Annotated in this window: 23 protein-coding genes; 10 read left to right on the top strand and 13 right to left on the bottom strand. The window is 66.6% G+C overall.

What is annotated here, in order from left to right:
* The first annotated feature begins 66 nt into the window (after positions 1-66).
* The gene (locus HJG53_RS12570) at positions 67-507 is read left to right on the top strand and encodes a YidH family protein (RefSeq protein WP_171131084.1); all 441 of its coding nucleotides are present in this window, start codon (positions 67-69) and stop codon (positions 505-507) included.
* A gap of 227 nt (positions 508-734) precedes the next feature.
* Here HJG53_RS12570 and HJG53_RS12565 read toward each other — a convergent pair whose 3' ends face one another.
* Positions 735-1,034, bottom strand: coding sequence for a hypothetical protein (locus HJG53_RS12565; RefSeq protein WP_171131082.1), 300 nt, complete (start codon positions 1,032-1,034; stop codon positions 735-737).
* Positions 1,035-1,417: 383 nt separating this feature from the next.
* Between HJG53_RS12565 and HJG53_RS12560 the strand changes: the two genes are divergently transcribed.
* The 4 genes from HJG53_RS12560 to HJG53_RS12545 all read left to right on the top strand — a co-directional run bounded on the left by HJG53_RS12560 (position 1,418) and on the right by HJG53_RS12545 (position 5,454).
* On the top strand, positions 1,418-1,858 hold the full coding sequence (locus HJG53_RS12560) for an ion channel (RefSeq protein WP_171131080.1): 441 nt from the start codon (positions 1,418-1,420) through the stop codon (positions 1,856-1,858).
* A gap of 143 nt (positions 1,859-2,001) precedes the next feature.
* Positions 2,002-2,874: a nucleotidyltransferase family protein gene (locus HJG53_RS12555; protein WP_171131078.1), complete on the top strand. Its 873-nt coding sequence runs from the start codon at positions 2,002-2,004 to the stop codon at positions 2,872-2,874.
* Positions 2,871-4,064 (top strand): hypothetical protein, encoded by a 1,194-nt coding sequence (locus tag HJG53_RS12550; RefSeq protein WP_171131076.1) that lies wholly within the window; start codon positions 2,871-2,873, stop codon positions 4,062-4,064. Before HJG53_RS12555 ends, HJG53_RS12550 begins: the two co-directional genes overlap by 4 nt.
* A complete protein-coding gene (locus tag HJG53_RS12545) occupies positions 4,057-5,454 on the top strand; it encodes a lipopolysaccharide biosynthesis protein (RefSeq protein ID WP_254447731.1) in 1,398 nt (465 codons plus the stop codon). The genes HJG53_RS12550 and HJG53_RS12545 overlap by 8 nt, the downstream gene beginning before the upstream one ends.
* On the opposite strand, the gene HJG53_RS12540 is transcribed toward HJG53_RS12545, so the two are convergent.
* Positions 5,383-6,093, bottom strand: a complete 711-nt coding sequence (locus tag HJG53_RS12540; RefSeq protein ID WP_217352814.1) for a sulfotransferase family 2 domain-containing protein — start codon at positions 6,091-6,093, stop codon at positions 5,383-5,385. The two genes, HJG53_RS12545 and HJG53_RS12540, sit on opposite strands and share 72 nt — an antisense overlap.
* 8 nt (positions 6,094-6,101) lie before the next feature.
* On the bottom strand, positions 6,102-6,650 hold the full coding sequence (locus tag HJG53_RS12535; RefSeq protein ID WP_171131074.1) for a phosphatase PAP2 family protein: 549 nt from the start codon (positions 6,648-6,650) through the stop codon (positions 6,102-6,104).
* 235 nt (positions 6,651-6,885) lie between these two features.
* Here HJG53_RS12535 and HJG53_RS12530 point away from each other — a divergent pair, with 235 nt between their 5' ends.
* Together HJG53_RS12530 and HJG53_RS18765 are read left to right on the top strand one after the other, a co-directional pair.
* Positions 6,886-7,581: a YncE family protein gene (locus tag HJG53_RS12530; RefSeq protein ID WP_254447730.1), complete on the top strand. Its 696-nt coding sequence runs from the start codon at positions 6,886-6,888 to the stop codon at positions 7,579-7,581.
* A gap of 1 nt (position 7,582) precedes the next feature.
* Positions 7,583-7,783 (top strand): hypothetical protein, encoded by a 201-nt coding sequence (locus tag HJG53_RS18765; RefSeq protein ID WP_254447729.1) that lies wholly within the window; start codon positions 7,583-7,585, stop codon positions 7,781-7,783.
* Positions 7,784-7,799: 16 nt separating this feature from the next.
* Here HJG53_RS18765 and HJG53_RS12525 read toward each other — a convergent pair whose 3' ends face one another.
* The 6 genes from HJG53_RS12525 to HJG53_RS12500 are packed head-to-tail and all read right to left on the bottom strand — an operon-like array spanning position 7,800 to position 15,577.
* A complete protein-coding gene (locus HJG53_RS12525; protein WP_171131072.1) occupies positions 7,800-10,898 on the bottom strand; it encodes an efflux RND transporter permease subunit in 3,099 nt (1,032 codons plus the stop codon).
* On the bottom strand, positions 10,895-11,914 hold the full coding sequence (locus HJG53_RS12520) for an efflux RND transporter periplasmic adaptor subunit (RefSeq protein ID WP_171131070.1): 1,020 nt from the start codon (positions 11,912-11,914) through the stop codon (positions 10,895-10,897). Before HJG53_RS12520 ends, HJG53_RS12525 begins: the two co-directional genes overlap by 4 nt.
* On the bottom strand, positions 11,911-13,251 hold the full coding sequence (locus HJG53_RS12515; protein WP_171131068.1) for a TolC family protein: 1,341 nt from the start codon (positions 13,249-13,251) through the stop codon (positions 11,911-11,913). Before HJG53_RS12515 ends, HJG53_RS12520 begins: the two co-directional genes overlap by 4 nt.
* Entirely contained in the window at positions 13,248-14,585 is a 1,338-nt protein-coding gene (locus HJG53_RS12510; RefSeq protein ID WP_171131066.1) for a HAMP domain-containing sensor histidine kinase, read from the bottom strand. The genes HJG53_RS12515 and HJG53_RS12510 overlap by 4 nt, the downstream gene beginning before the upstream one ends.
* A gap of 3 nt (positions 14,586-14,588) precedes the next feature.
* Positions 14,589-15,266 carry a response regulator transcription factor gene (locus tag HJG53_RS12505; protein ID WP_171131064.1) on the bottom strand — a complete coding sequence of 226 codons (678 nt, stop codon included), beginning with the start codon at positions 15,264-15,266 and terminating at the stop codon, positions 14,589-14,591.
* Between the two features lie 5 nt (positions 15,267-15,271).
* Positions 15,272-15,577, bottom strand: a complete 306-nt coding sequence (locus HJG53_RS12500) for a PepSY domain-containing protein (protein WP_171131062.1) — start codon at positions 15,575-15,577, stop codon at positions 15,272-15,274.
* 365 nt (positions 15,578-15,942) lie between these two features.
* On the opposite strand from HJG53_RS12500, the gene HJG53_RS12495 reads away from it, so the two are divergent.
* Positions 15,943-16,347 carry a hypothetical protein gene (locus HJG53_RS12495; RefSeq protein WP_171131061.1) on the top strand — a complete coding sequence of 135 codons (405 nt, stop codon included), beginning with the start codon at positions 15,943-15,945 and terminating at the stop codon, positions 16,345-16,347.
* 34 nt (positions 16,348-16,381) lie between these two features.
* Here the strand turns inward: HJG53_RS12495 and dmeF are convergent, their stop codons facing one another.
* The 3 genes from dmeF to HJG53_RS18760 all read right to left on the bottom strand — a co-directional run bounded on the left by dmeF (position 16,382) and on the right by HJG53_RS18760 (position 18,001).
* Positions 16,382-17,305 (bottom strand): CDF family Co(II)/Ni(II) efflux transporter DmeF, encoded by a 924-nt coding sequence (gene dmeF / locus HJG53_RS12490; protein ID WP_171131059.1) that lies wholly within the window; start codon positions 17,303-17,305, stop codon positions 16,382-16,384.
* A 10-nt stretch (positions 17,306-17,315) separates the two neighbouring features.
* Positions 17,316-17,591: a metal/formaldehyde-sensitive transcriptional repressor gene (locus HJG53_RS12485; protein ID WP_171131058.1), complete on the bottom strand. Its 276-nt coding sequence runs from the start codon at positions 17,589-17,591 to the stop codon at positions 17,316-17,318.
* 95 nt (positions 17,592-17,686) lie between these two features.
* On the bottom strand, positions 17,687-18,001 hold the full coding sequence (locus HJG53_RS18760; protein ID WP_254447728.1) for a DUF4168 domain-containing protein: 315 nt from the start codon (positions 17,999-18,001) through the stop codon (positions 17,687-17,689).
* 156 nt (positions 18,002-18,157) lie between these two features.
* Between HJG53_RS18760 and HJG53_RS12480 the strand changes: the two genes are divergently transcribed.
* A complete protein-coding gene (locus HJG53_RS12480) occupies positions 18,158-19,897 on the top strand; it encodes a chloride channel protein (protein WP_368039575.1) in 1,740 nt (579 codons plus the stop codon).
* On the top strand, positions 19,894-20,958 hold the full coding sequence (locus tag HJG53_RS12475; RefSeq protein WP_171131054.1) for a S1C family serine protease: 1,065 nt from the start codon (positions 19,894-19,896) through the stop codon (positions 20,956-20,958). The genes HJG53_RS12480 and HJG53_RS12475 overlap by 4 nt, the downstream gene beginning before the upstream one ends.
* Here the strand turns inward: HJG53_RS12475 and HJG53_RS12470 are convergent.
* Positions 20,955-22,310: an LptF/LptG family permease gene (locus HJG53_RS12470; protein ID WP_368039574.1), complete on the bottom strand. Its 1,356-nt coding sequence runs from the start codon at positions 22,308-22,310 to the stop codon at positions 20,955-20,957. The two genes, HJG53_RS12475 and HJG53_RS12470, sit on opposite strands and share 4 nt — an antisense overlap.
* Positions 22,311-22,319: the final 9 nt, after the last annotated feature.

Genomic DNA, 22,319 nt, shown 5'->3' with positions numbered 1-22,319 from the left:
CGGGCTCTGGAACCAGCCGTTTCGGCCCTCGTTCGAGTGCGCAATGACCAGCCGGCGCGCTCATCCATGAACGCTGAACCAGAAAAGCGGGCTGCCGCGGCGCAAGCGAAACTCGCCGCGAGCGCGGGCAAGCTCGAAAAAAGCGCGGTACAGCAGGTCGATAGCGCCGATCGGCGCACCGAACTCGCCGCCGACCGGACGGTGCTGGCCGCCGAGCGGACTTATGCCGCCTGGATCCGAACCGGGCTCGCCGCCCTCGCCGCGGGCATCGGAACCAAGGCCCTGCTCCAGGATCTCGTCGCCGACTGGCTGATCTTTGCCGCCACGCTCGTGCTGATCGTGTTCTCGATCTTCTGCTTTCTTGCCGCGGTCTGGCGGCAGATCGATCGCAGCGTGCCTCCGCCCCGACCCGACACCAGGACCTTGCCCTCATGGCTGCTGGTCGGCTTCAGCGGTTTCCTGGCAATGATGTCGGTCGCAGCGCTGATCGGCATTTGGTCCCAGTGACCGCCCGCCGTGGCGGCCCTCGCCCCCTCCGCTAGCCGTCCCGTCGCGATATTCGCCCCTTGACGTTTTCGCGAGGACGCGACCCGCGTTCGGCGCCTTAGTCGTCGCGAGCTTCACGGGGACGCCAGGCCCGCGAACCCCGCCCCATTTTCGCCTGCGACGCCGTCCCCCCATCTCCAGCCACGGCTAGGCTTGGCAGCTTCAAAGACTCAAGCTGAGCGTGTCCGTCAACCGGCCAGGACAATGGTCCGGCGTAGGCGCGCATTCCACTCGCTCTGGGCCGTGCAGTCGCTCACTACCGTTACCGCTTCGCTGAAGGCGACAATCGCGGCAATCTGAGCTCCGGCTCCGCGGATCCGGATAAACCCATCGAGCGAGATCAGGCCGCGCCGTGCTGCTTCCCCCAAAAGGTCCCTGATCGTTCTGACCGCTGCCTCTCTCGCGGCAGCGATATCGGTCAGAAACTGGCCTTCGAAATCCACAAGGACCTGGTTGCCCTCGACCAGATCGAAATAGAATCTGCGCACGCGCATCCCTCCACCCGAACCGCCACCGGCAAGACCGCTGATTACCGGGACCGCCAGCGTGCGTCGAGCGACAACGCTCGCCTCGCCTGTCGATATCGATCTGCGGCACGGATGCGCCCAGCCGCGCCCGCGTTCAGCTTCGCGACATTTGTCCGGGCACAATGGCCGATCCGACCGGCCTGCCAGCAAGCCCGTGGCGCCCGCTGCGCCGAGCCGGCCGCGGAGTCCGAGATTGCAGACGCAGCCAGAATATCTTCGCTCAATGCTTGCCAACCGACACACATCAGCGGGCAATCTGCATCCCCTGTGTCCATCTGCAGCGCAGCGGGGAAAAAGCTTCCCTGGGCATCGCGGTCACCCAAATGCGATGCTGTCACTCTGAAATGACGGTCCTGATTGCTGTCTTCATCGCCTATCTTGCCGTCGTCGGAACGACGATCTTCCACTATGAGTCGCTGAAGGCGGTTGGGCGACTCTCCAGGTTGCACCACCATCCCCACCTGATCGTGCCGACGGTGCTCTCCTTGGTCATCGCGGCTCATGTCGTCGAAGTCCTGCTCTACGCCTGCATCTATGAGATCGCGCTGGGCCCGCTGCACCTGGGTTCAATCACGGGCGTGAAGCTGACTCCGCTGACGCTCGTCTACTTCGCCGCGGAAACCTACTCCTCGCTCGGCAATGGCGACATCCTGCCCCATGGCGCGATCCGGCTGATCACCAGCATCGGCTCGCTGAACGGCATCCTGCTCTTGGCCTGGTCGGGATCCTTTCTGTTCACGGTGACGGGTCAAGTCGACCAACGCAGCGCGCGCGATCAGGGCTAGCTGGCTCTACTCGTGGCAGAGGTGGCCGTCGCACCAAGGCCAGCGGGCATTCGTCCGGCTCGCCTCTTCATTACCGTCCTCTCCTGCCAATGACGGGCTGCGGATAAATCATGGTGCGCCGTCTCTGATCAGGAGGCGGCTCAATGGCGGCGGGACAAGCACAGCTTTGGACAGCGATTCTGCTCGCCGGTCAGCGGCCGGGGCCCGATCCCCTCGCGCGCTTCTTCAATCAACGCTACAAGGCGCTGATCCCCGTTCACGGCGCGACAATGCTGGAGCGCGTCGCGAAATGCCTGCTGCGCGTCCCGCAGATCGGCCGGGTCATCATCCTCGCCCAGCAACCGGAACTGCTGATACGCGAATCCGGCAACCGCCTCGGCGCCGATCCGCGAGTCCTTGGCTTCGTCAGCCATGCGGGCATCGCGGAAAGCATCGGCGCTGTCCTTCGGAGCCCGTCATGCCGATGGCCCGTGCTGGTAACGACCGCGGACCATGCGCTGCTGACCCCGGAAATCGTCGAGGAATTCCTCGCCGGCGCTGAGGAGGGCGACCTCTCGATTGGCGCCGTCGAACGCGAAACGGTGCTTCGCCGCTATCCGGAGACAGCCCGCACATGGCTCAAATTCGCTGACGGCGCCTATTCAGGCGCCAATCTGTTCGCGCTCAGGAACGAACGTGTGGCGAGTGCGCTTGAACTCTGGCGCAACGCCGAGCGCGACCGCAAACAGGCGTTCCGGCTCTTCTGGCATTTCGGGCCGCTGCTGGCGCTCCGCGCCATCCTGCGCCTGATCGGATTTCGCGACGCGATCGCACAGGCCGGGCAAAGGCTCGGCGTCGATGCGCGTCTGGTCGAGTTGAGCGCGCCCGAAGCGGCGATCGATGTCGACAAGCTCAGCGACTACTCCCTCGTTTCCGACATCCTCGCGCGTCGCTCCACGCTTGCTGGCGCGCCGGCTGCGCGAACACCAATCCCCGAGCCGTACGATGCGGACCGCGCCGCGGATTTGCCTCGATGAGGGTCGGATTCCTGTTCAATCACGACCAGATTCATCAGATCGCGCATAGCCTGCCAATCGCGATCGCGCTGCTGCCACACGCCGAGGTCGTGCTCGCGGCAACGAGCGAGAAGCTTGCAAACGAAATCCGCCGCATAGGGGCCGCGGCCGGTCACCCGTGGCTGTCACCACTCCGCCTCGGGCTGTCGTCCCGCACGTCCCGGCTGCTCGAGCAGGGCCTGGGCCGCGCATTGCCCGCACGCAAGCTGCTCGTCTATCGCGACAATCTGGAGTTCTTCGAAACGCTCGACGCGCTGGTGGTCACCGAGCGCACGTCGCTGATGCTGAAAACACGCTATGGCCTGTCGGACCTCCCGATCATTCTCGCCGACCATGGCGCAGGAGACCGGAAAATCGGCTTTGGCCGCGAGGCGAGCCGCTTCGATCATATCCTGGCGGCAGGCCCCAAGATACGCGATCGGCTGATCGGCGAGGCAGGCGTCGAACCCGCCAGAATCACCATCACAGGCTATCCCAAATTCGACCTGCGGCGTCTCGCGCCGGCGACGCTCCCTTTTGCGGCATCCGGCCGGCCGGCCGTCCTCTATAACCCGCACGTGTCGCCGCATTTGTCGTCCTGGTTCACACAGGGCCGGCGCGTGCTCGACTTCTTTCTTGCAAGCGATCGCTACAACCTGATCTTTGCGCCCCATGTGATGCTGTTCGAACGGCGCTGGGCACTGAGCATCGACAGGCTTCGCATCGCCCGCCCCCGTGATCTCGACCGCAGGTATTTCCAGGCGCCCAACATCCATATCGATCTGGGCAGTCCTGCTTCGACCGACATGAGCTACACCGATGCGGCCGACATCTATCTGGGCGATGTCAGCAGCCAGATCTATGAGTTCTTGCGCCGCCCCCGCCCCGCGCTGTTCCTGAACGCCCATCACGTCTCCTATGACGGCGATCCCAATTATGCCCATTGGCGAGCGGGACCGGTGATTAGCGACGCCGCAGAGCTGGAATCCGGATTGCGCGCAGCCAGCGAAGAGCACGCCCCTCGCTACGCATCCGTCCAGCGCGAGCTGTTCGACTATACCTTCGACGTTCAGGACGAGCCGTCGTCGGCAAGGGGCGCACGCGCCATCCTGGACTATTTGTCGCGGCGGGGGCGGTCCTTGCCTCTCCCTGGGAGCTGGCGGATTGCCTGAAACGGCCGCCCAAGGAGCGGGCATCGTTCGCCGGATCTTCGGAAACCTCGCGCTGCTGCTGGGCGGAAGGGCCGCGGCGGGCGTCCTCAGCCTCATTTACATGGTCATTGCCGCGCGTGCCCTCGGCCCCACCGACTACGGCGTGCTGGTGCTCGTTCATGGCTATGTCGTGGTCATAGGCGCGATCATCGGCTTCCCCGGCTGGCACGCGGTAGTGCGCTACGGCGCTCGGGCGCTGGCCGACCATGATGAAGCCGGGCTCATCCGGTTGTTGCGCTTTACCGCAGCGGTCGAACTCGCCGCAGGCGCCGCCGCAATCATCGCCGCAGCAGCGCTGGTCCCGATAATCGGCCCCAGCCTTGGCTGGCCCCTCGGCGTTCAGGCACTCGCGATCCCGTACAGCCTGGCGGTGTTGGGCGCCGTACGGACCACTCCGGCCGGCCTGCTCCAGCTGGTGCGGCGCTTCGACCTGCTCGCCTATCACAGCGCCGTCGCGCCCGCGGTGCGGCTGGTTGGCGCGATAATGGTCGCTGCGGCCGGCTGGGGACTGACAGGATTCCTTGTCGCCTGGCTGATCGCCGCCCTTGCGGAATGGGCAACGCTCTGGGCGATCGCGGCAGTCGTCGCGCGCCGGCGCCTTCGCCACTCGCCACTGGTCGGGCGCCCCACCAATGTCGCTAGCGACACGCCCGGCCTGTGGCGGTTCATGCTCGCAGCCAATGCGGATGTGACCTTTGCCGACCTTTCGGCGCGGCTGGCGCCGCTCGCGATCGGCTGGACGCTGGGTCCAGGGCCTGCCGGGCTGTTCGCGATCGCCCAGCGAGCGACCGTCGTGCTGGCCCAACCTGCCCAGATCCTCGGCCAGGCCGCTTATTCGGAACTGGCAAAACTCGTCGCCCAAGGCGACCGCTCCGGCGCGCTCCGGCGAGCGCTGCTGCGTTGCATCGCGATAGCGCTCGGCTCGGCAGTGCCGATCCTGATCATTCTCGCCTTCTTCTCGCGCGACATCGCTGTCCTGCTGGGCGGCGGCGCCTTTGGCGATGCTGCTGCGGTCATGATCTGGCTTGCAGCCGCGCGCACCATCCTGCTGGTCGCGCCGCCCTGCAGTGCCGGGCTGATCGCCATGGGCCGGCCCGCCCTATCGGTCCTCGCCAATGCAGGGCTTGGTCTCGCGCTGCTGCCGCTCTTGCTGCCCCTCACGATGCGGTTCGGCCTGGTCGGAGCGGGCATGCAGGCGCTGCTGCAAGCGGCGGCCACGAGCGCGCTTCTTGCCGGGCTCGTCTGGCGCACGAGCGCGCTACCTGCGGGCGTGGCGCCCTTACCGGCAAAGCGCCTCGAAGAGCTCGAAGTCGCGTCGATAGAGGCGGCGGAGGCGATCGACCTGAGCTGAGGTCGGCGCCTCGAAGCTCCCATCGCCGCAATTGACCCATGGAAGCGGCCTGCCCGTCCGCTGCGCCAGATAGGCGCTCACATCCCCCATCAACAGCAGATCGTCGACGGCGACCTTTCCCGATGCGTCAAGAATGTACCAGCTTTGCGGCCGGAAGATATGGTCGACCCCATAGGGAAGTTCCGCCCTCTCGATATGATCAAGGGCGTCCTCGATCGATTCGAAGGCGCGATAATCCCTGCGGAAGGGCAGAGACACCCGGTTGTCCGCGCTGCCACCCGCGCGTGCATAATGATAGGCGGAGAGAAAGCGCTCGATCGGATCGCGAAGGACCGCAAAGCTTCGCAGCTGCGCGATCAGGTCCGGCGCGACCCGCTGATAATAGCGGACCGTCGAATGCTTCACTTGCCGGGCATAAAGCGCGCTGCTGACCGACATGCCGGCATTTTTGGGGATATGGATGAACAGGATGCCGGCCGCGCGGATCACCGCCAGCCGGCGCCGCCGCTCCCGGTCGAGCGGCGGCGTCACGCCCAGATCGCAGATCCGCTCGTAGATGTCGCTGCTGAGCTTGACTCCGAAGCTTCGCGCCAGATGCCGGCGCAAGCCATAGGCTTCGGGGCTCTCCGGATCGATCACGGCACCGCCTAGAAGCGCACCAGCGCGGTGACGCCCGCATCGCCGGAACCGGCCCAAGGCAGCACGCGCACGCTCGAGTTGCGCCTGGTCGTGAGCAGGAAGCCGCTCGCCTCGCCGACCGCGGCACCCGCCACGACATCGTACCAATGATGCTTGCGCGCCTCGATTCTCGAGATGCCGACAAAGCCGGCGACCAGTTGCGCCGGCAGGCCGATGCGCCAGCCATAACGGTTCTGAAGCGTCGCGGCGGCGGCAAACGAAATCGAGCTATGCCCGGACGGGAAGCTCTTGCGGTCGCTGCCGTCGGGTCGCAGTTCGGGAAAAGCGCGTTTCAGTCCATAGGTCGCAAGTGCAGCGCTCCCGAGACTTGCGCCGGCCTCTGCGTCTCCCCGCCAGTCACCCTTGATGGCAGGAACGCCGAGCGCCGCGACCACCAGCGCATCGCGAGCGATGCCGCCCGCGCTGTCCCAGGCAGCCGCGTCGCGCGCGGCGGCCGCCGCCGGCAGGCTCAGCGCGACCGCGGCGCCGAGGATATTGGTCCGGAAGATATTGCTCATTTTGATGATCATGCACCTCGGATTATTTGAGACGCTGCCGCGACCAATAATCCTCAACCGGCCCGAATTACCTCGCGCGCGGGCTCCGGTGCGCTAGGCTCGTTCCACATCCCCGTGCCTCCCAGGAATGGAGACTGCCATGATCCGGTCGCTTACGATTTGCCTCGCGCTGGGCTTGGCGGCCCCTGGGCATGCCGCGTCTTCCCCGCATTACGCCGTGGCTGCATCCCTCGTGATGCCGGACGGCGGCTGGGATCTGGTCGCGGTCGCTCCTTCCACGCACCAAGTCTTTGTCGCACGAACGGCCAATGTGACGGCCGTCGATCTCGCGCATGCCGGCAAAGCGCGCACGCTCGGTCAAATCGAGCGCGGACACGCGGCGCTCCCCATCCCGAACTCCTCCAGGCTGCTTGTCACAAGCGGCAAGGACAACAGCGTTTATATTCTGGACCAAAGAACCGGACGGCAGATCGCGCGGCTCGCCGTCGGCGCCAACCCCGACGCGGCGATCATCGACCCGACGTCCAGGCACGCCTTTGTCATGAACGCGAAGGACGGCACCGTGTCGGTGATCGACCTGGCGACAATCCGCGTGTATGCGACAGTCCAGCTCAAGCCCGGCCTCGAACTGCCGGCGATCACGCCGGAGGGCATGCTCTTCATCAACAATGAGGAGGCGAACGAAATCGAGTCGATCGACCTTCAAACGCTCCGGCCCGGCGCCGCGATTCCGTTGCCGGGTTGCGAGGGTCCGACCGGGCTCGCGTTTGATCCCGGATCCGCCAAGCTCATCAGCGCTTGCGCCAATCGTCGATGCGCATTCCGGCCGGGAAACGGCACTTCTCGACATCGGGCGCGGTCCCGACGGCGTGATCCTCGACCAGTCGCGCCGGACCGCGTTTATCCCGTGCGGCCGCGACGGAATACTTGACGTGATCGCGCTTGATGGTCCTGGCGCGCCCAAGGTCATCGAGCAGGTTCAAACCGAATACGGCGCCCGGACCGGCGCGCTCGATCCGGCCGATGGCGCCCTCTATCTGCCGACGGCCCGCTTCGCGCCCGCCTCCGATCGCGGCAGCCGGCCCGCCGCTGTGGCGGGGACGGCCCATCTGCTGGTCGTGAAGCCGCGCTGAGCCGGTCGAGCACTGTTCATGCCGCGGCGTCTCGCGCCGGCCTCGGCTTGTCGCCAAAGATCAGCAGCGCTCCGGGCAGGAACAGCAGCACCAAAGGCACAGCGGCGGTCAGACCGAAGATGATCGCAGTCGCCAGCGGCTGCTGAAGCCCCGCGCCGCGGCTCAGGCCGAGCGCCAGCGGACTGAGCGTCAGCACCGCGATCAAGGCCGACATCAGGATGGGCCGCAGGCGTTTTCGGCCCGCCTCGCGCAAGGCATCTTCTCCGACAGAAGCGGCTGGATCGAGCTCGGCGAGGTAGAAGATGACAAGTTCAGTCACCATGCCGACCACCATCGTCAGACCCATCAACGCCGAGATGTTCAGTTCGATGCCTGTGACCCAGAGTCCGATCAGCACCGCGGCCGCCGACAGCAGGACCGTCAGGATCGCCGCGAGCGTCCAGGCGATCCGCTCGAACAGGATCGTGAGCAGCAGCGCCGTCAGCAGCAAGGCGGCGGCGAACACCATGCTCAGGTCCGCAAAGCTCTTCTGCTGCTCGGCGTAAAGGCCCCCATAATCGACCCGGACGCTGCCCGGCAGTCGCAGATCGCCGACCGTCTTGCGCACATCCTTCATGCCGGAACCGAGATCGCGCCCTTCGAGCCGCGCCGTCACGGCGACAAAGGGCGCCAGATCCTCTCGGGTCAGCTGTTGCTGGCCCGCTTGCACGCCGACATCGGCCACCTGCCCAACCGTCAGGCCATGTCCGTCAGGCGCGACCAGCGGCAATTGCGCAATCTGCGCGGCCCGTTGGCGGAGATCTGCAGGCGCGCGGACGCGAACCGCGAGCAATTGCTCGCCCGCGCGCATGCGCGTCGCCTCGGTTCCGCCGATCAGCCCCTCAATCTGCGATGCGAAGGCGTCGGCATCCATGCCCTGTTGAGCAAGGGCACCCGGGCGCACGCGAATGTCGATCGCATCGCCAGCGACGCGCAAACCGTTCACCACTTCGACGACGCCTGGTATTTTCCCGATCGCGTCCCCCACGCGCTTCGCCGCCGCGTTGAGCGCCACCGGATCGTCGCTGAACAATTTGACTTCGATCGGTTGCGGCACCGCGGTCAGGTCGCCGATCAGATCTTCCATCAGCTGGATGGTTTCGATCTGGAGCCCCGGCACCTTCGCTTCGATCTGCGTGCGAATGTCCGTCATCACCGCATCGATCGGCCGCCGCGATCCGCCTTTCAAACGAATGAAATAGTCTCCCTCGTCCGCTTCGGTCAGCCCGCCGCCGAGCTGGACGCCGGTTCGTCTCGAATAGCTCGCAACCTCGGGTGTGGCGGTGATGATCTGCTCGACTTGCCTGAGGATGCGGTCGGTATCGCTCAGCGCCGCGCCCGGCTGCGCCTTGTAATCGAGAACGAAGCCGCCTTCGTCCATGGCGGGCATGAATCCCGAGGGCACTTTGGTCCAGGCGAGATAGCCAAGGCCGAGCATGGCGATGGCGACGATCCCCACGAACAGGCGCGGGCGGCCGAGCGTGCGGCGTTCGGCCCAGTCATGCCCTCGCTCTAGGCGCTGCATCAGGCGGTCCGCCTTCCCGGCAGCCTCGACATCCTTCGGCCGCAGCCAGGCGGCGGCGACAAGCGGGATCACGAACCGCGCATAGAGCAGCGACAGGATCAGCGCGGCCGCCATGGTGAGCGCAAGCGCCTTGAAAAAGCCGCCGGTGACGCCGCTGACAAACGCAAGCGGGAGAAAGATGATGATCGTCGCAAGACTGGACCCGTACAGCGGCTTGCCCATTTCGGCCGCGGCGGCGAGCAGGCTGTCCCGGTCTCGGGCAGCGCCTTCCTGCATCCGGCGCATCATGTGCTCGAGCATCACGACCGCATCGTCGACGACCAGCCCGACGGCGGCCGCCATGCCGCCAAGCGTCATCATGTTGAAGCCCATGTTCAACGCCAGAAGAAGCAGACAAGTGGCGGCGAGCACCGCCGGCAGGGCGATCCCGGTAATGGCCATCAGCCGGAACGAGCGCAGGAACAGGAACAGCACCAGCCCAGCCAGGAGCGCCCCGAGCAGGATCGCGTCGCGCACGGCATTGGCCGCGCCGGTGACCAGCTCCGATTGATCGTAAAAGGGCGTGACCGAGACGGTCGGCGGCAGATGGATTTGAGCGAGGCGCGCGTCGACCGCCCTCACGATCGCAACGCTGTCGCCGGTCAGCGACTGACGTACATTGACGAGGATCGCGTCGCGCCCGCCCGATGTGACGCGGGTGAAGTTCGGGGCAGTCGCCGGATGGATCGAGGCGATCTGCCCGAGCGTCACAACCGAGGCGGACGGCGGCGGCATGGGCTGGCCGGCAAGCGGGCCGGCGCCGGCCGGCGGCGCGCTCGCGGCCTTGACCGGAAGCTTGCCGATATCCTCGATCGAGGTCGCGCGGTTCTCGACCAGCACCAGATAGAGCCGGTGCCGATCCTCGACTCGTCCGACGCCGCGCACCATGCTTGCCCGCCCGACTGCGGTGGCGACATCGCTGAGGCTGATGCCCAGCGCCTGAAGCCGGCCCGGATCGAGATCGACCGCGATCTCGCGCGGCGCGCTGCCGAGCACATCGACTCCGGCGACGCCCGCCACCGAACTCAGCGCCGGCCGGATCTGCAGCTCGGCGATCTGCCGCAGCGTCGCCGGGTCGAGGCTTTTCGAAGTGAGCGCAATGCCCAGCACGGGAAAGATCGTCGGGTCGGAGCGGCGCACGCTGAACCGCGTGCCCGGCGGCAGGTCGGGCAGCGCGGTCGCCAACGCCCCTTGCGTCGCGAGCGTCCCCGCCACCATGTCATCGCCCCATGCGAAGTTCAGCCCGACTTCCGCCGAACCGCGGCTGGTCGTCGAGCGGATGCGCGTGACGCCGGGAACCTGGCGCAACGCGATCTCGATCGGGCGCGTGATCTCGGCCGCCATTTGCGCCGGCTCGCGGTCGCCGGCCTCGACGGACACGACCACCCGGGGATAATCGATGTGTGGAAAAAGGCTTACCGGCAAGCGCAGCGCAGCGCCGATGCCCGCGAGGGTGAGCAGGATCGCCGCGAGCACGATCGCCCGCGCATGGTCGCGAAGCGCGCCGATCATCGCGTCCGCACTTTCATGCCGTCATCCAGGGCCGTCCCGCCTTCGACCACAACTTGCTCGCCGGATTTCAATCCGCGCGAGATCACGACCCGCTCGCCATCGCTCGGCCCTGGCGTCACATTGCGGCGGTGCGCCTTGCCGCCCGACACGATAAAGACATAGGCTTGGCCGGCATCGTCCAGGAGCGCCGCGTACGGCACAGTCGGCGCCCCGTCTCCGGCCGCCAATGCCAGCTGACCGGTCAGCGGCTGGCCCGCGCCGATCGCGGCCGCCGCCGGTATCCTGACGAACAGCGAGGCAAGCCGCGTCTGCGCGTCGACGGTCGGATCGACCGAAAGCACGGTCGCGGCAAAACTCGGTCCGCCCGCCGAAGGCGCGACCCGGATACCAGTACCAGGCCGGATCTGCCGGACCAGCGCGGGATCGACCCCGAATCGGCCGCGCAAGTCACCGCCAGCCATGATCGTTGCGACCGAAGTCCCTGCCGGGACCAGGCTGCCAAGCGTTGCGGAGACGGTCTGCACATGGCCGGCAATGGGCGCGCGCAACTCGAGTGCTCCGCTGCGCGCGGCAAGGCTGGCGCGCGTCGCGGTCGCAGCCTGCGCAGTCGCGCGCGCGGTATCGACCTCGGCATTGCTGACCAGCCCGTCGGCGCGAAGCCGCTGCGCTCGTTCATAAGCGAGCTGCGCCGCGCGGGCGTCGCTCGCCGCCTTGACCAGGTCGAGCCGGGCGGCGGCGCTCGGCGCCAGGCGAACCACCAATTGTCCTCGGGACACAGCGCTCCCGGTCGGCGCCACGATCGCCGCCACCACGGCTTCCGTCGGTGCGCTCAGAATCGCGCTTCCTGCCGCTCCCGCCTCAGCAGTGCCGTACAGGGCGACGCTCGACTGGACCGACGCCGGCGAAGCCGCGGCCAGCTTGACCAGCGCAACCGGCTCGGCGGTGTTCTCGGTCGCGCTCTGTCCACTCGAACAGGCTGCCAGCGCCAGCGCGGCCGCACAGATGCTTGTTTTCATTCTTTCCATGCCTCCTGGGGCGCGCCCGCCAGGAGTTCGAGCGCGATGGTCTGTTCGGCGATGTCGCGCTCGGCCTGAACGCGCTGCATTTCCTTGTCGCGGAGCGCCTGTTCGGCGGTCGCGGCGGTCGCAAGCGCGATGTCGCCGCGGTCGGCGGCGCGGCGGCTTGCGGCGGCGAAGCGGCGCACCGCCGGCAACGCTGCCAGTACCGCGTCGCGCTGCCGCCGCGCGATCGCAATGCCGTTCACGGCTGCGGCGATCTCGGCGCGGGTCTGAAACAGCCGCGCTTCATATTCCGCCTTGAGCGCCGCGCGCGTCGCACGCTCGACCGCGATCCCGCCGCGATTGCGGTTCCAGAGCGGCAGCGTAAACGAGACGGCCGGGCCGAGGGTCACGTTGCCCGCCGTGTCGCGCGCGCCGTTGACGCTCAGATCGAGATTGGGAAACTGATCAAGCACAGCCTTGTGCACCGCAGCCTCCTGCGCCTCATAGCCAGCGCGAAGAGCCTTGAGGTCCGTCCGCCGCTGCTGCGCGATCGCGAACAACGCACTCGCATCGGGCGGCGAAGGCGGGAGCGGCGCGGCGGCAAGCTTCAGTTCTCGATCGGGCGGGAAGCCGATCAGCTTCGCCAGCTCCAGCCGGGCTGCGCCGAGATCCTTCTCATCGGTTCGCAGCCGCTCGGCGGCATCGAATGCCGCCACGCGCGCGCCTTGCACCGCGTCGCCGGCCATGTCGCCGCGCCCGGCCGCACGCAGCATGCGATCGAGCATCGCCTGCGTGGAATCACGGCTTTCCAGGTCCAGCGCAACCTGGCGCTCGAGCGCTGCGATCCGCGCCGCCTGCAGTCGCGCCTGCCCCGAGGTCTGCCATTCGGTCCAGGCAAGGTCGAGCCGAACCTTGCGTGCGTCCGCCCGCGCCTGCTGCAACGTGACGCCGCGCGTGCGGAGCGCGTTCAGGTTCAAGCCGAGGCTCGAGCTGATGCCGAGCATCGTGTCCGGCCCCGAGAGCAGCGGGTCGAGCCCGAAGCTGAAGCTCGGGTCGGGCAAAAGGCCGGCGGCAAACACTTGCGCATCGGCGACGCCCGCCCGCACCCGCGCCGCCTGCAGATCCCGGTTGCCGAGAACGGCGAGCGCCGCGACCGCATTGGGATCAAGCGGGCGGGTGAAGTCGATCCTTTCGGGCTGCAGAAACGGCCGGTCGATCGTCGCCGCGTCCTGCGCCAGCACCGCCAATGCCGGCGCCGACAGAGCCGCCGGAGTCTCGTCGAGCGGCAACGGCCGGTAAGTCGCACAGGCCGAAAGCAGCAAGGCCGCCGCACACACCCCCTTTGTTGTCACACGCAGCTCTCCGCAAAGGCGATCGTCACGATCAGGCCCGGCCCATTGTCCCCGAAACTCAGTTGGGCCCCATGCAGCCGCGCGACCGCGGCGACGAGGTTGAGACCCAAGCCGTGGCCGGGCGCCGAGCGGCTGCCCTCCAGCCGGATGAAGCGCTGCACGATTCTTTCGCGATCCTCAGCGCGGACGCCCGGTCCATTGTCCGATACCTGGAGACGGCACACATCGTCGGAAGCCGCAAGCTCGACCCTGATCGCCGTGCCGGCCGGCGTGTGCCGCTGGGCATTCTCGATCAGATTGACCAGGGCCTGGGCAAGCAGTTCGCGATCGCCCGGAATGACGATATCGGGTTCGACACTCCAGGTGAGCGCGCGGCCCCCGTCCGCGACCGCAGGGGCATAGCTTTCGGCGAGTTCCGCCGTCAGCACGCTCAGATCCACGGGACCAAAATTCTTTCGGATCCGTCCGCTCTCGATCTCGGCAATCCGAAGGATCGCGGCGAACAGGCCGAGCACATCGTCGACCCGCTGGATGCCATCCTCGATCGCATGCCGCTGCGCCAGAGGGTCGTCCTGCCCCAGCCCTCGCTCCAGCTGGTTGCGCAGCCGCGCAAGCGGCGTGCGCAGATCATGGGCGATGTCGCTCGAGACCTGCCGGACATTCTCGATCAATCCTTCGATCCGCTCGAGCATCGCGTTCAAGGATCTGGCCAGCCGATCGAACTCGTCGCCGCGGTCGCTGACCGGCATCCGCGCGCCGAGATGGCCGGCGGCGATGCCCTCCGCCGCATGACTGATCGCACCCAGCCGATCGCGCAGATAACCGCCAAGCGTCAGCGCGCCGGCAATGCCGAACAGCAACACGAGCCCGAAGCCGGCCAGAAAGACCGAGATGATCGTGCGGTCGATCTGCTCGATCCGCTCCCGATCGGCCGCGACGAGCAGCACCCGGCCATCACCGAGGTCGACGGTAAAGCCCCGCCCGCCATCCGGGCCTTCGCGGGGATCGATGAAGGTCAAGTCGCGAAGTCCGGGCGCGGGCCTTCTGGTCACCAGATGCCCCCCCTCGCGCCGTCCGTCGGGCGCGAACAGCGCATAGAGCATGCGGTCGCGCGAGCCGATCGCTTCCCGCTTCGCGATGGCTTCGGCGAGCTCGGTCGCGCCGTCGGCATGGTATTCCGCGACGAGAGCCGCCGACTCGTCCTTGATCGTCGTGTCGAGCTGCCGGAGAAAGGCGATGTGCATAGCCCAAAAGATGACCACGCCGAGCAGCGCGATCGCGAGAGCAAAGGCGGCCGAATAGATGAAGGCGATCCGATATGCGGCGCTGCGCATGGGCTAGGCCTGCCCGCGCATGCGGTAGCCGACGCCGCGAACCGTCTCGATCACATCATCCGCCCCGCCTTCGTTCAGCTTGGCGCGGAGCCGGCTCATATGGGTCTCGACGATGTTGGTCTGTGGGTCGAAGTGAAAGCCCCAGACCCGCTCCAGCAGCATCGTGCGGGTGACGACGCGGTCGCTGTTCCGCATCAGCTCCTCCAGCAGCCGGAACTCGCGCGGCTGAAGCGCGATCGCGCGCCGGCCGCGTCGGACCTCGCGCTTCAGCAGGTCCATCTGCAAAGGCCCGGACGCAAGTTCGGTCGGCGCATCGCTCAGCGGTCTGCGCCGCCCCAGCGCATTGATCCGCGCCGCCAGTTCCGAAAACGCGAACGGCTTCACCAGATAGTCATCCGCGCCCGCCTCCAGGCCTTCGACGCGATCCTCAATCCGCCCGAGCGCCGTCAGCAGGAGCACCGGCGTGTCGATCTTCGCAGCGCGCAGTCGGCGGAGCACGGCAACGCCGTCCATTCCGGGCAGCATCCGGTCCAGCACCAGCACGTCGACGGCCTCGGTCGTCGCCAGGTGCAGCGCGTCGGGCCCGTTGGCGGCTCGCAACACGCCATGGCCGAGTTCGTCCAGCCCGCGGGCGACGAACTCGGCCGTTTCGGCGTCATCCTCGGCGACGAGGATCTGCATTCAGTTCACTTCTTCCCTGCGTCGCGGTCGACGCGGCCTTCGGACTTGTTCTCGACGATCTTGCCCGAGTTCGCATCGACGCCGATCTCCTGGACATGGCCGCGCTGCTGGATGTCGAACGAATAGCGCCAGCCGCCGCCCTCATTCTCATATTCGCCGGAGATGAGCTTGCCCGGCGCAGCCTTCAGCGCGATCGCGCGCGCCTGGGCCATCGAAAGCTTCGCGGCAGGAGCGTGCGGCGCGGCCTGAGCGACGCCGGCGGTTGCGAGACCGGCAAGGGCAACAACGATAAGCGAGTGGGTCCTGAACATGGTCGGTTCCTTGTAGTTGCGCTCCCGATCGGAACGCCCCCTCTCGATAGTCCCTCCTAGGTTCGGCCATGCTTGCGGTAAAAATACAAATTCCCAATGTTGCGAAATCACGCGAGGGAAAGCCCATGCAGCCGATCGAACAGCTTTTGCGGACGCCTCAGCCAGCGCCTTGCCGCCATCTGCCGCGCATTGCTCCAGCAGTCGCTGCGATCCTTGCTCTCACTGTCGCCCGGCCCGCCGGCGCCAGTCGGCCGCCATCCGATTGTCTGTGGACGGCGCTGCCGCAGGCCAGCCGGGCGGCGATCGTCGCCGGCTATGCGCGGGCAGGATCGGAGGCGCTTGCGAGCGTTCCTGTCGAAAACGCGATGATCCGCCGGGCCGGCCGGATATGCGGGCTTGACGTCGCAGGCGATCGCTTGATGCCGCTGGTTGGTGCGTCGCTCGCGGGCGCCTCGCTGGAGCACGCGGCCGCAGCAGCGCTCGTCGCCCAAGGTGTCGCTGTGGCGCGGCTCGAGCGGGCCTGGGCACTCACTCCCAAGGCCGAGAAAACGCTGATCCTGGAGAACGCTGCATCGGCAGGCCCAACCGACCGAGCCGCCGCGAAACAGTTTTTCAGCACGATGGCGAGCCTTGCGGTTCGAGCCGGCGCACCGCCGCCGGCCGGCCGATCGCCGATGAACGAGCGGCCCTTTCGCACCTATGTCGACTATTTTCTCGGCCGCGCCCAGCGGGAGGCGTTTCAACTGAAGATCGCGGAGGCTCGGCGCTGACGCAGGTCCCGTGTGCCCCTCGCTCACCGTATTCTCACCGGGTCTCGACCGTCAGATGGGCAAGCTCATGGACGGGCCGAAGGCGTTCGCGCACGATCTCGCCGTCGCTGGCCCCGCAGACACTGACGATGGCGGCATGCGCTTCGGGTCCCACCCGCCAGACATGCAGGTCGGTGATCCGCATATCGCCCGGCGACTCGACCAGGTCGCGAACTTCCTCGGCGACATGGGCGTCCGTCGTGTCCAGAAGAACGGCCGCGGTGTCGCGCATCAGCGTCCACGACCAGCGCGCGATGACCACCGCCCCGACAATTCCCATCACCGGGTCCATCCAGACCCAGCCGAGATATCTGCCCGTCAACAAGGCCGCGATCGCGAGCACCGATGTCAGCGCATCGGCGAGGACATGGACATAGGCGGAGCGAAGATTATTGTCTTGGCCGCTGCCTGCACGATGATGATTATGATGGTGGTGATCATGCGCATGGTCATGGCCGTGGCTCCCGCTTAGCAGCAGCGCACTGATGATGTTTACGACCAGTCCGATCACCGCGATCAGCGTTGCTGTCCCGAAATCGACGATCGTCGGCCGGAGCAGCCGCAAAATCGCCTCGACGCCAATCCCAAGCGCGATCAGCCCAAGCACCAGCGCGGACGCGAATCCGGCGAGATCGCCGACCTTGCCGGTCCCGAAACTGAATCGCCGATTGTCGGCATGGCGCTTTGCAAACGCATAAGCTGCCGCCGCAACCGAAAGCGCGCCGGCATGGGTGGCCATGTGGAAACCGTCTGCAAGCAGCGCCATCGAACCGGTCAGATAACCGGCGATGATCTCCCCGATCATCATCACCGCGGTCAGCGCGACCACCCACAAGGTCCGGCGCGCATTATCGTCATGCGCCGAGCCTAGAAAAACATGATCATGCGCCAAGCGCTCCGCTTCTACGACCACCGACATGAAAACGACCTTATCTTGCGTAGCGGCGAATGGCGGCGATCACCTCGGCTGCCCCCGCCGCCCGTTGTTCATCCGACAGGTCCGGCCTAGTCACATGCTCGCGCAGATGCGCCTCGATGATCTCGTCCATCAACCCGTTCACGGCTCCCCGCACAGCGGCAACGAGATGCAGCGTGGTTGCACAATCATCGTCGGCGAGCAGCGCGCGTTCGACCGCGGCGACCTGCCCCGCGATGCGGCGGACTCTCTTCACCAGAGTTTCCGAATTTTCGTTGAGGTGAGCCATAGGATATCCCCCTACCCTATATGATCGTTCGAGACAATGCGGACAGAGCCGGTTCGGGCCAGCGTGGCCGAATCAAATGCGCGCCCGATGCTCTTCTAGAAACCGATCCGATCGCGCATGGCCATCGTCCGGACATCGCGCCGCAGCGCGCGATCATGCTCGACTATCGTGCTGATCGCGTTGAAGCGGTTGCGGCTGAAGCCATGGCGCTTGATCACCTCGACCAGCGCCGCGTTCGGCGACACCGCCTGCCCGGCAATCGCGGCGGCACCTCCGTTTTGGGCGGTGCGTTCGGCCCGCACGACGTCGACCAATGCGGCGGCATAACGCTGCAGTTCGCCTGCCGATGGGGGCTTGTCGGCCGGGATCGAAGGGGTGACCGTCATTGCTGCGGCGACCAAGCCCGCCAAGACTGCACCTTGCATCACCTTCAGCCTCCGAGTCCGGGCACCAGCGCACCGTCCATAGACCTGCTCTCCCTCACACGCCATCGCGCTTTCACGGTTTGCGGCGCGGAGCCGGGTCCGATAGGGCGGCTCTCACCTGCCCTTCCAGATTCAGGTTCCGTGCGCAGTCTCCGTGTCCTCCTGCCCCTTTTTCGGCGTTCGATCCGCGCCAGCGAAGCCGGACTCATCCTGGTTGCGATCGCCGTCGGCGGCGCGGCAGGCCTGCTCACGCTCCTTCAGAAGGATATGGCGCAGGGACTGCAACGGCTGCTCTACGGCCTCGGGACCGAGCGACTGAGCGAACTTCCCTTCATATCCCCGTTCCGCCTCCTTGCGCTGCCGCTCGGAGGGCTGGTGCTTCTGGGGATCGCTCTCCTTGTCCGCCGAAGGCGCGCGCCGATCGACGTCGTCGAAGCCAACGCGCTTCACGGCGGCGTCATTCCCCCATCCGATTCGCTGCTCGTTTCCGCGCAAACCATCGTCTCGAACGGCTTCGGGGCGTCGGTGGGCCTCGAAGCGGCCTATGCGCAGGCGGGCGGCGGCCTTGCCTCGGTCGTCGGCACAGCGCTGAGGCTCCGCCGCGCCGACCAGCGCATCCTGGTCGGCGCCGGGGCAGGTGCAGCGGTCGGCGCCGCGTTCGGGGCCCCGCTGACCGGCGCCTTCTACGCATTTGAAATCGTGATCGGCGCTTACACGCCGGCGGCGATTGCGCCGGTCGCGGCGGCGGCGCTCGCCGCGGTGCTGGTGGTGCGCTCGCTTGGGCTGAGCGGCTATATCAGCGTCATCCCGAGCGCCGAGCCGATCTTTGCCGCCGACTATGTCGTGTTCGCGTTTCTCGGCTTGCTTTGCGCGATTATCGGCGTGGCACTGATGCGCGCCGTCACATTGCTCGAGAAAGGCGTTCGCGCGTCTCCGCTTGCCGAACGCTGGCGGCCCGTCGTCGGCGGTCTCCTGCTTATCCCGCTCGCCCTTGTTTCGCCTCAGGTCCTTTCTGCGGGACACGGCGCTCTCCGCCTCGACCTCACCATGAGCGTCAGCGTCGAATTGCTGGCGATGGTGCTGCTGCTCAAGATGGCAGCGTCGGCGATCTCGATCGGCTTCGGCTTCCGCGGCGGCCTCTTTTTCGCCTCGCTGTTTCTCGGCGCCCTGGTCGGGCAGATCTTCGCGATGATGCTCCCTTTCGTACCCGGTGTCGGCCAGGTCGATCCGACAGACGCGGCCCTGATCGGCATGGCCGCGCTCGCCGTCGCCGTTGTCGGCGGACCGATGACGATGTCGATGCTGGTTCTGGAAACCACGCATGACTTCACCCTGACCGGCGTGGCGGTCACCGCGGGCCTGTGCGCCAGCGCGCTTGTTCGCGAGACATTCGGCTTCTCCTTCTCGACCTGGCGCCTCCACACTCGCGGCGAGACGATCCGCAGCGCGCGCGATGTCGGTTGGGCGCGGACCCTGACCGCCGGGAGGATGATGCGACGAGGTGTGGCGACAGCCGATCTGTCGACAACAATCCAAGAATTCCGGCGCCGTTTTCCGCTCGGCTCGACCAGCAAGGTTGTCCTCATCGACAAGGAAGAGCGTTTTGCCGGGATCGTCGCCACCGCTGCTGCATGGGTGTCCGACCTTGATCTGGACTCCGGCGTAAACCTTCTCGCTGACCCCGACGCGGGCAGCGTCAAGCCCGACGCGGACATCTTGACGATCATGCGCACGTTCAACGACACGGAAAGCGACGACCTCGCCATTGTCGATGATGACGGGCATGTCCTTGGACTGCTCAGCGAACGCTATGTTCATCGGCGCTACACCGCCGAGATCGAAAAGGCCCAGCGTGATCTGTTCGGGGAGCGGGACGGTTGAGCGACGGCACCGGTCCGGACTGGCGAAAGACCGCTTTGCTGGGAGGCGGCCTGATTGGAGTGGTCGGCCTGTCGCTGCTCGGCGGCTATTTCGGCGCCCAGTTCGGCAGACCGAACGGGACCTTGGCGAAGGACCGGCTGCCGTCGGTAATTCGCATCATCCCGCAAAGGACGGATCCGGCCAGTGACGCCGACCTCGTCGAAGCAGCCTGCCCGAGCATCGTCGGTCTGACCGACGACACTGCCGGCGGCAATGCGACCAGCGCGGCCGGCTTCATCGTGTCTCGCGACGGTTCCGTGCTGACGACCGCGCAGGCGATCCAGGGCGATACCGCGACCGTGCTGACCAGCGATGGCCGACGTTTTCCAGCGAAGCGCATCGGCGACGCCCCCCTCGCAGGCATCGCCTTGTTCAGGATCGATCAGCAGGACCTCAATCCGTTTGACCTGACGGCGGCGGACTTCCCGCGCGTCGGATCGCGTGGACTCATTGCCTGGGCGCCTGCCGGCAGCGGTTGCGCCGTCGTTCCGACCATGATCGGCAGCGACTATCTGACCAGCGGCGAAGGCGGGCTAGCGGCTTCCCTGAGTTCAGCTGTACCGCTCGACCCGCAGCTCGCCGGCGCACCGGTCCTCGATTCGGGCGGCAAGGTGATGGGGATGGTCGGCGTTCCAACGACCGCTGGCGAAGCGCCGGCGATCGTGCCGGCGACGACGCTCGCTCCAATCGTTGCCGAATTGCTCCGTTCCGAGCTTCCCGACGCAAACCCGTTCGGATTGATCATCGGCGAGGTCACCCCCGCGCTCGCAAAGCGGCTGGGATTCGGCCGCGACGGGGGCGCCATCCTCACCATGCTCAGCGACAAAGGACCAGCAGCCAAGGCAGGCCTCCAGGCAGGCGACATCATCCTGAGCATCAACGATACGCCCATCGCCAGCGTCTCCGAAGCCGGTCGTGCTCTCGCAACCGGCGGCAGTGCGGCGATTCAGGTCCAGCGCCTGGGCCAGCGTCTCACCTTCACGCTTCACGCGAAACCCGTGCAGACGGGCGGATCGTCCTAATGCGCCCGATCCTCTTCCAAATGATCCGCCTGGCCGCCACCACTGCGGCCATCATCGGGCTCTTCATACTCGCCGAGCACAGCGAGGCGCTGCTCACCTCGGCTCTGCTCTATTTGATCGCGGCTCTGCTCGGGGTCTATTTGCTGCGCCTCATCGCGAGCGCATGAGCGCTGAACCTCAGAACGCATCTCCGCCTTCTGCCGCCTAGTGTTCAGTCGCCGCGTCATGCGCGCCAGGAGCCTGCCGGCGAAGCGGTCGATGAAGCCGCGCCCCATCCGGCTATGCAGCCGGAACAGCAGCACAGTGGCTGCCGCGAAGCCGGAGAGGATCAGGCCGTTCGCGGCCAATGAAACCGCCGCAAGGCTGCCCTCGATGCCGGCGGACGCCCTGACATAGCCGGCGATCAGGATCAGTCCGGCGAAAATGCCAAATGCCGAACTTTCGCGAAGCGGCGGCGTCCCAAGCACGAAGCCAAGAAAGGGCAGCAGGATCGTGAACGCGCCCATCGCGAGGCGCCCGTGAATGGCGGCCTTGGCAGCGCTCCTTTCGCCAGCCATCGGCGCGGCGCGGACCAGATGCATCAGCTGGATCAAATCGCGCTGGTCCAGAACATTGGCAACCGGATCGGCCGCGCGCGCACCGCGGCGCGGAATCGCGAGCGACAGTACGCGGAACGCGGTTCGCTCGCGTTCGTCCACGCCCTTGCGCTTCAACACGACTCCATCCCGCAACGTGAGCAGCAACTGGTCTTGCCTGTCGACGCCTGCGCTCCCGCTCTGGGCAACGATGATTGCATTGTCCACCTGCGCGAACACGCCCTCGAAGCGGCCTGCGCGTCGATCGACGTGATCGAACGTCAGCGTCACATTTTCCGAAGGCGTGAGAATATCCTTGGGCGGCAGGCCCAAGCCGTAGTCGCCCGCGCGTGCCTGCTCGCCGATGCGTTGCAGGTTGGTCTCCCCGAGCGGTTGAGCATAAAGCCGTACGCCCAGGACCAGAATCGCAGTCGCACAGCCGAGGATGATCGGGACGCGCAGCAGCCGGAAATCCGAAACGCCCGCCGCGGACCATATCTCCAGCTCGGACGTCAGCGCCATTCTCCGGAACGTCAACGCGGTCGAGAGGAAGAGCGCCACGACCAGTCCGAGCCCCAGATACTCGGGAAAGAGACTGGCGAGGCTCTCGCCGATGAACAGTGCGGTGCGATCGATGTCGCGGGCCAACGACAACAGGCGCGGCAAATGCTCGACGATCATCAGCAGGAACATCGTCGCTGCGATCAGCAGATAGGCCTGCCCCATCGACCGTAGAATCGATCGGTCAAGAAGCGCCGGACCGGGGAACGATATCACTGGCCCAGC

The sequence above is a fragment of the Sphingomonas sp. ID1715 genome (assembly GCF_013044515.1).
Lineage (GTDB): Bacteria > Pseudomonadota > Alphaproteobacteria > Sphingomonadales > Sphingomonadaceae > Sphingomonas_B.
Note: the sequence above shows the minus strand (reverse complement) of the source record. Positions and strands in the feature narration are given on the sequence as shown.

What these genes read in the sequence shown, in the direction of transcription:
- HJG53_RS12525 (WP_171131072.1), bottom strand. Translation starts at nt 10,898, where the DNA reads ATGATCGGCGCGCTTCGCGACCATGCGCGGGCGATCGTGCTCGCGGCG.
- HJG53_RS12505 (WP_171131064.1), bottom strand. Translation starts at nt 15,266, where the DNA reads ATGCAGATCCTCGTCGCCGAGGATGACGCCGAAACGGCCGAGTTCGTC.
- HJG53_RS12495 (WP_171131061.1), top strand. Translation starts at nt 15,943, where the DNA reads ATGATCCGCCGGGCCGGCCGGATATGCGGGCTTGACGTCGCAGGCGAT.
- HJG53_RS12500 (WP_171131062.1), bottom strand. Translation starts at nt 15,577, where the DNA reads ATGTTCAGGACCCACTCGCTTATCGTTGTTGCCCTTGCCGGTCTCGCA.
- HJG53_RS12550 (WP_171131076.1), top strand. Translation starts at nt 2,871, where the DNA reads ATGAGGGTCGGATTCCTGTTCAATCACGACCAGATTCATCAGATCGCG.
- HJG53_RS12520 (WP_171131070.1), bottom strand. Translation starts at nt 11,914, where the DNA reads ATGAAAACAAGCATCTGTGCGGCCGCGCTGGCGCTGGCAGCCTGTTCG.
- HJG53_RS12560 (WP_171131080.1), top strand. Translation starts at nt 1,418, where the DNA reads ATGACGGTCCTGATTGCTGTCTTCATCGCCTATCTTGCCGTCGTCGGA.
- dmeF (WP_171131059.1), bottom strand. Translation starts at nt 17,305, where the DNA reads ATGTCGGTGGTCGTAGAAGCGGAGCGCTTGGCGCATGATCATGTTTTT.
- HJG53_RS12555 (WP_171131078.1), top strand. Translation starts at nt 2,002, where the DNA reads ATGGCGGCGGGACAAGCACAGCTTTGGACAGCGATTCTGCTCGCCGGT.
- HJG53_RS12570 (WP_171131084.1), top strand. Translation starts at nt 67, where the DNA reads ATGAACGCTGAACCAGAAAAGCGGGCTGCCGCGGCGCAAGCGAAACTC.
- HJG53_RS12530 (WP_254447730.1), top strand. Translation starts at nt 6,886, where the DNA reads ATGCCGGACGGCGGCTGGGATCTGGTCGCGGTCGCTCCTTCCACGCAC.
- HJG53_RS12510 (WP_171131066.1), bottom strand. Translation starts at nt 14,585, where the DNA reads ATGCGCAGCGCCGCATATCGGATCGCCTTCATCTATTCGGCCGCCTTT.
- HJG53_RS12485 (WP_171131058.1), bottom strand. Translation starts at nt 17,591, where the DNA reads ATGGCTCACCTCAACGAAAATTCGGAAACTCTGGTGAAGAGAGTCCGC.
- HJG53_RS12535 (WP_171131074.1), bottom strand. Translation starts at nt 6,650, where the DNA reads ATGAGCAATATCTTCCGGACCAATATCCTCGGCGCCGCGGTCGCGCTG.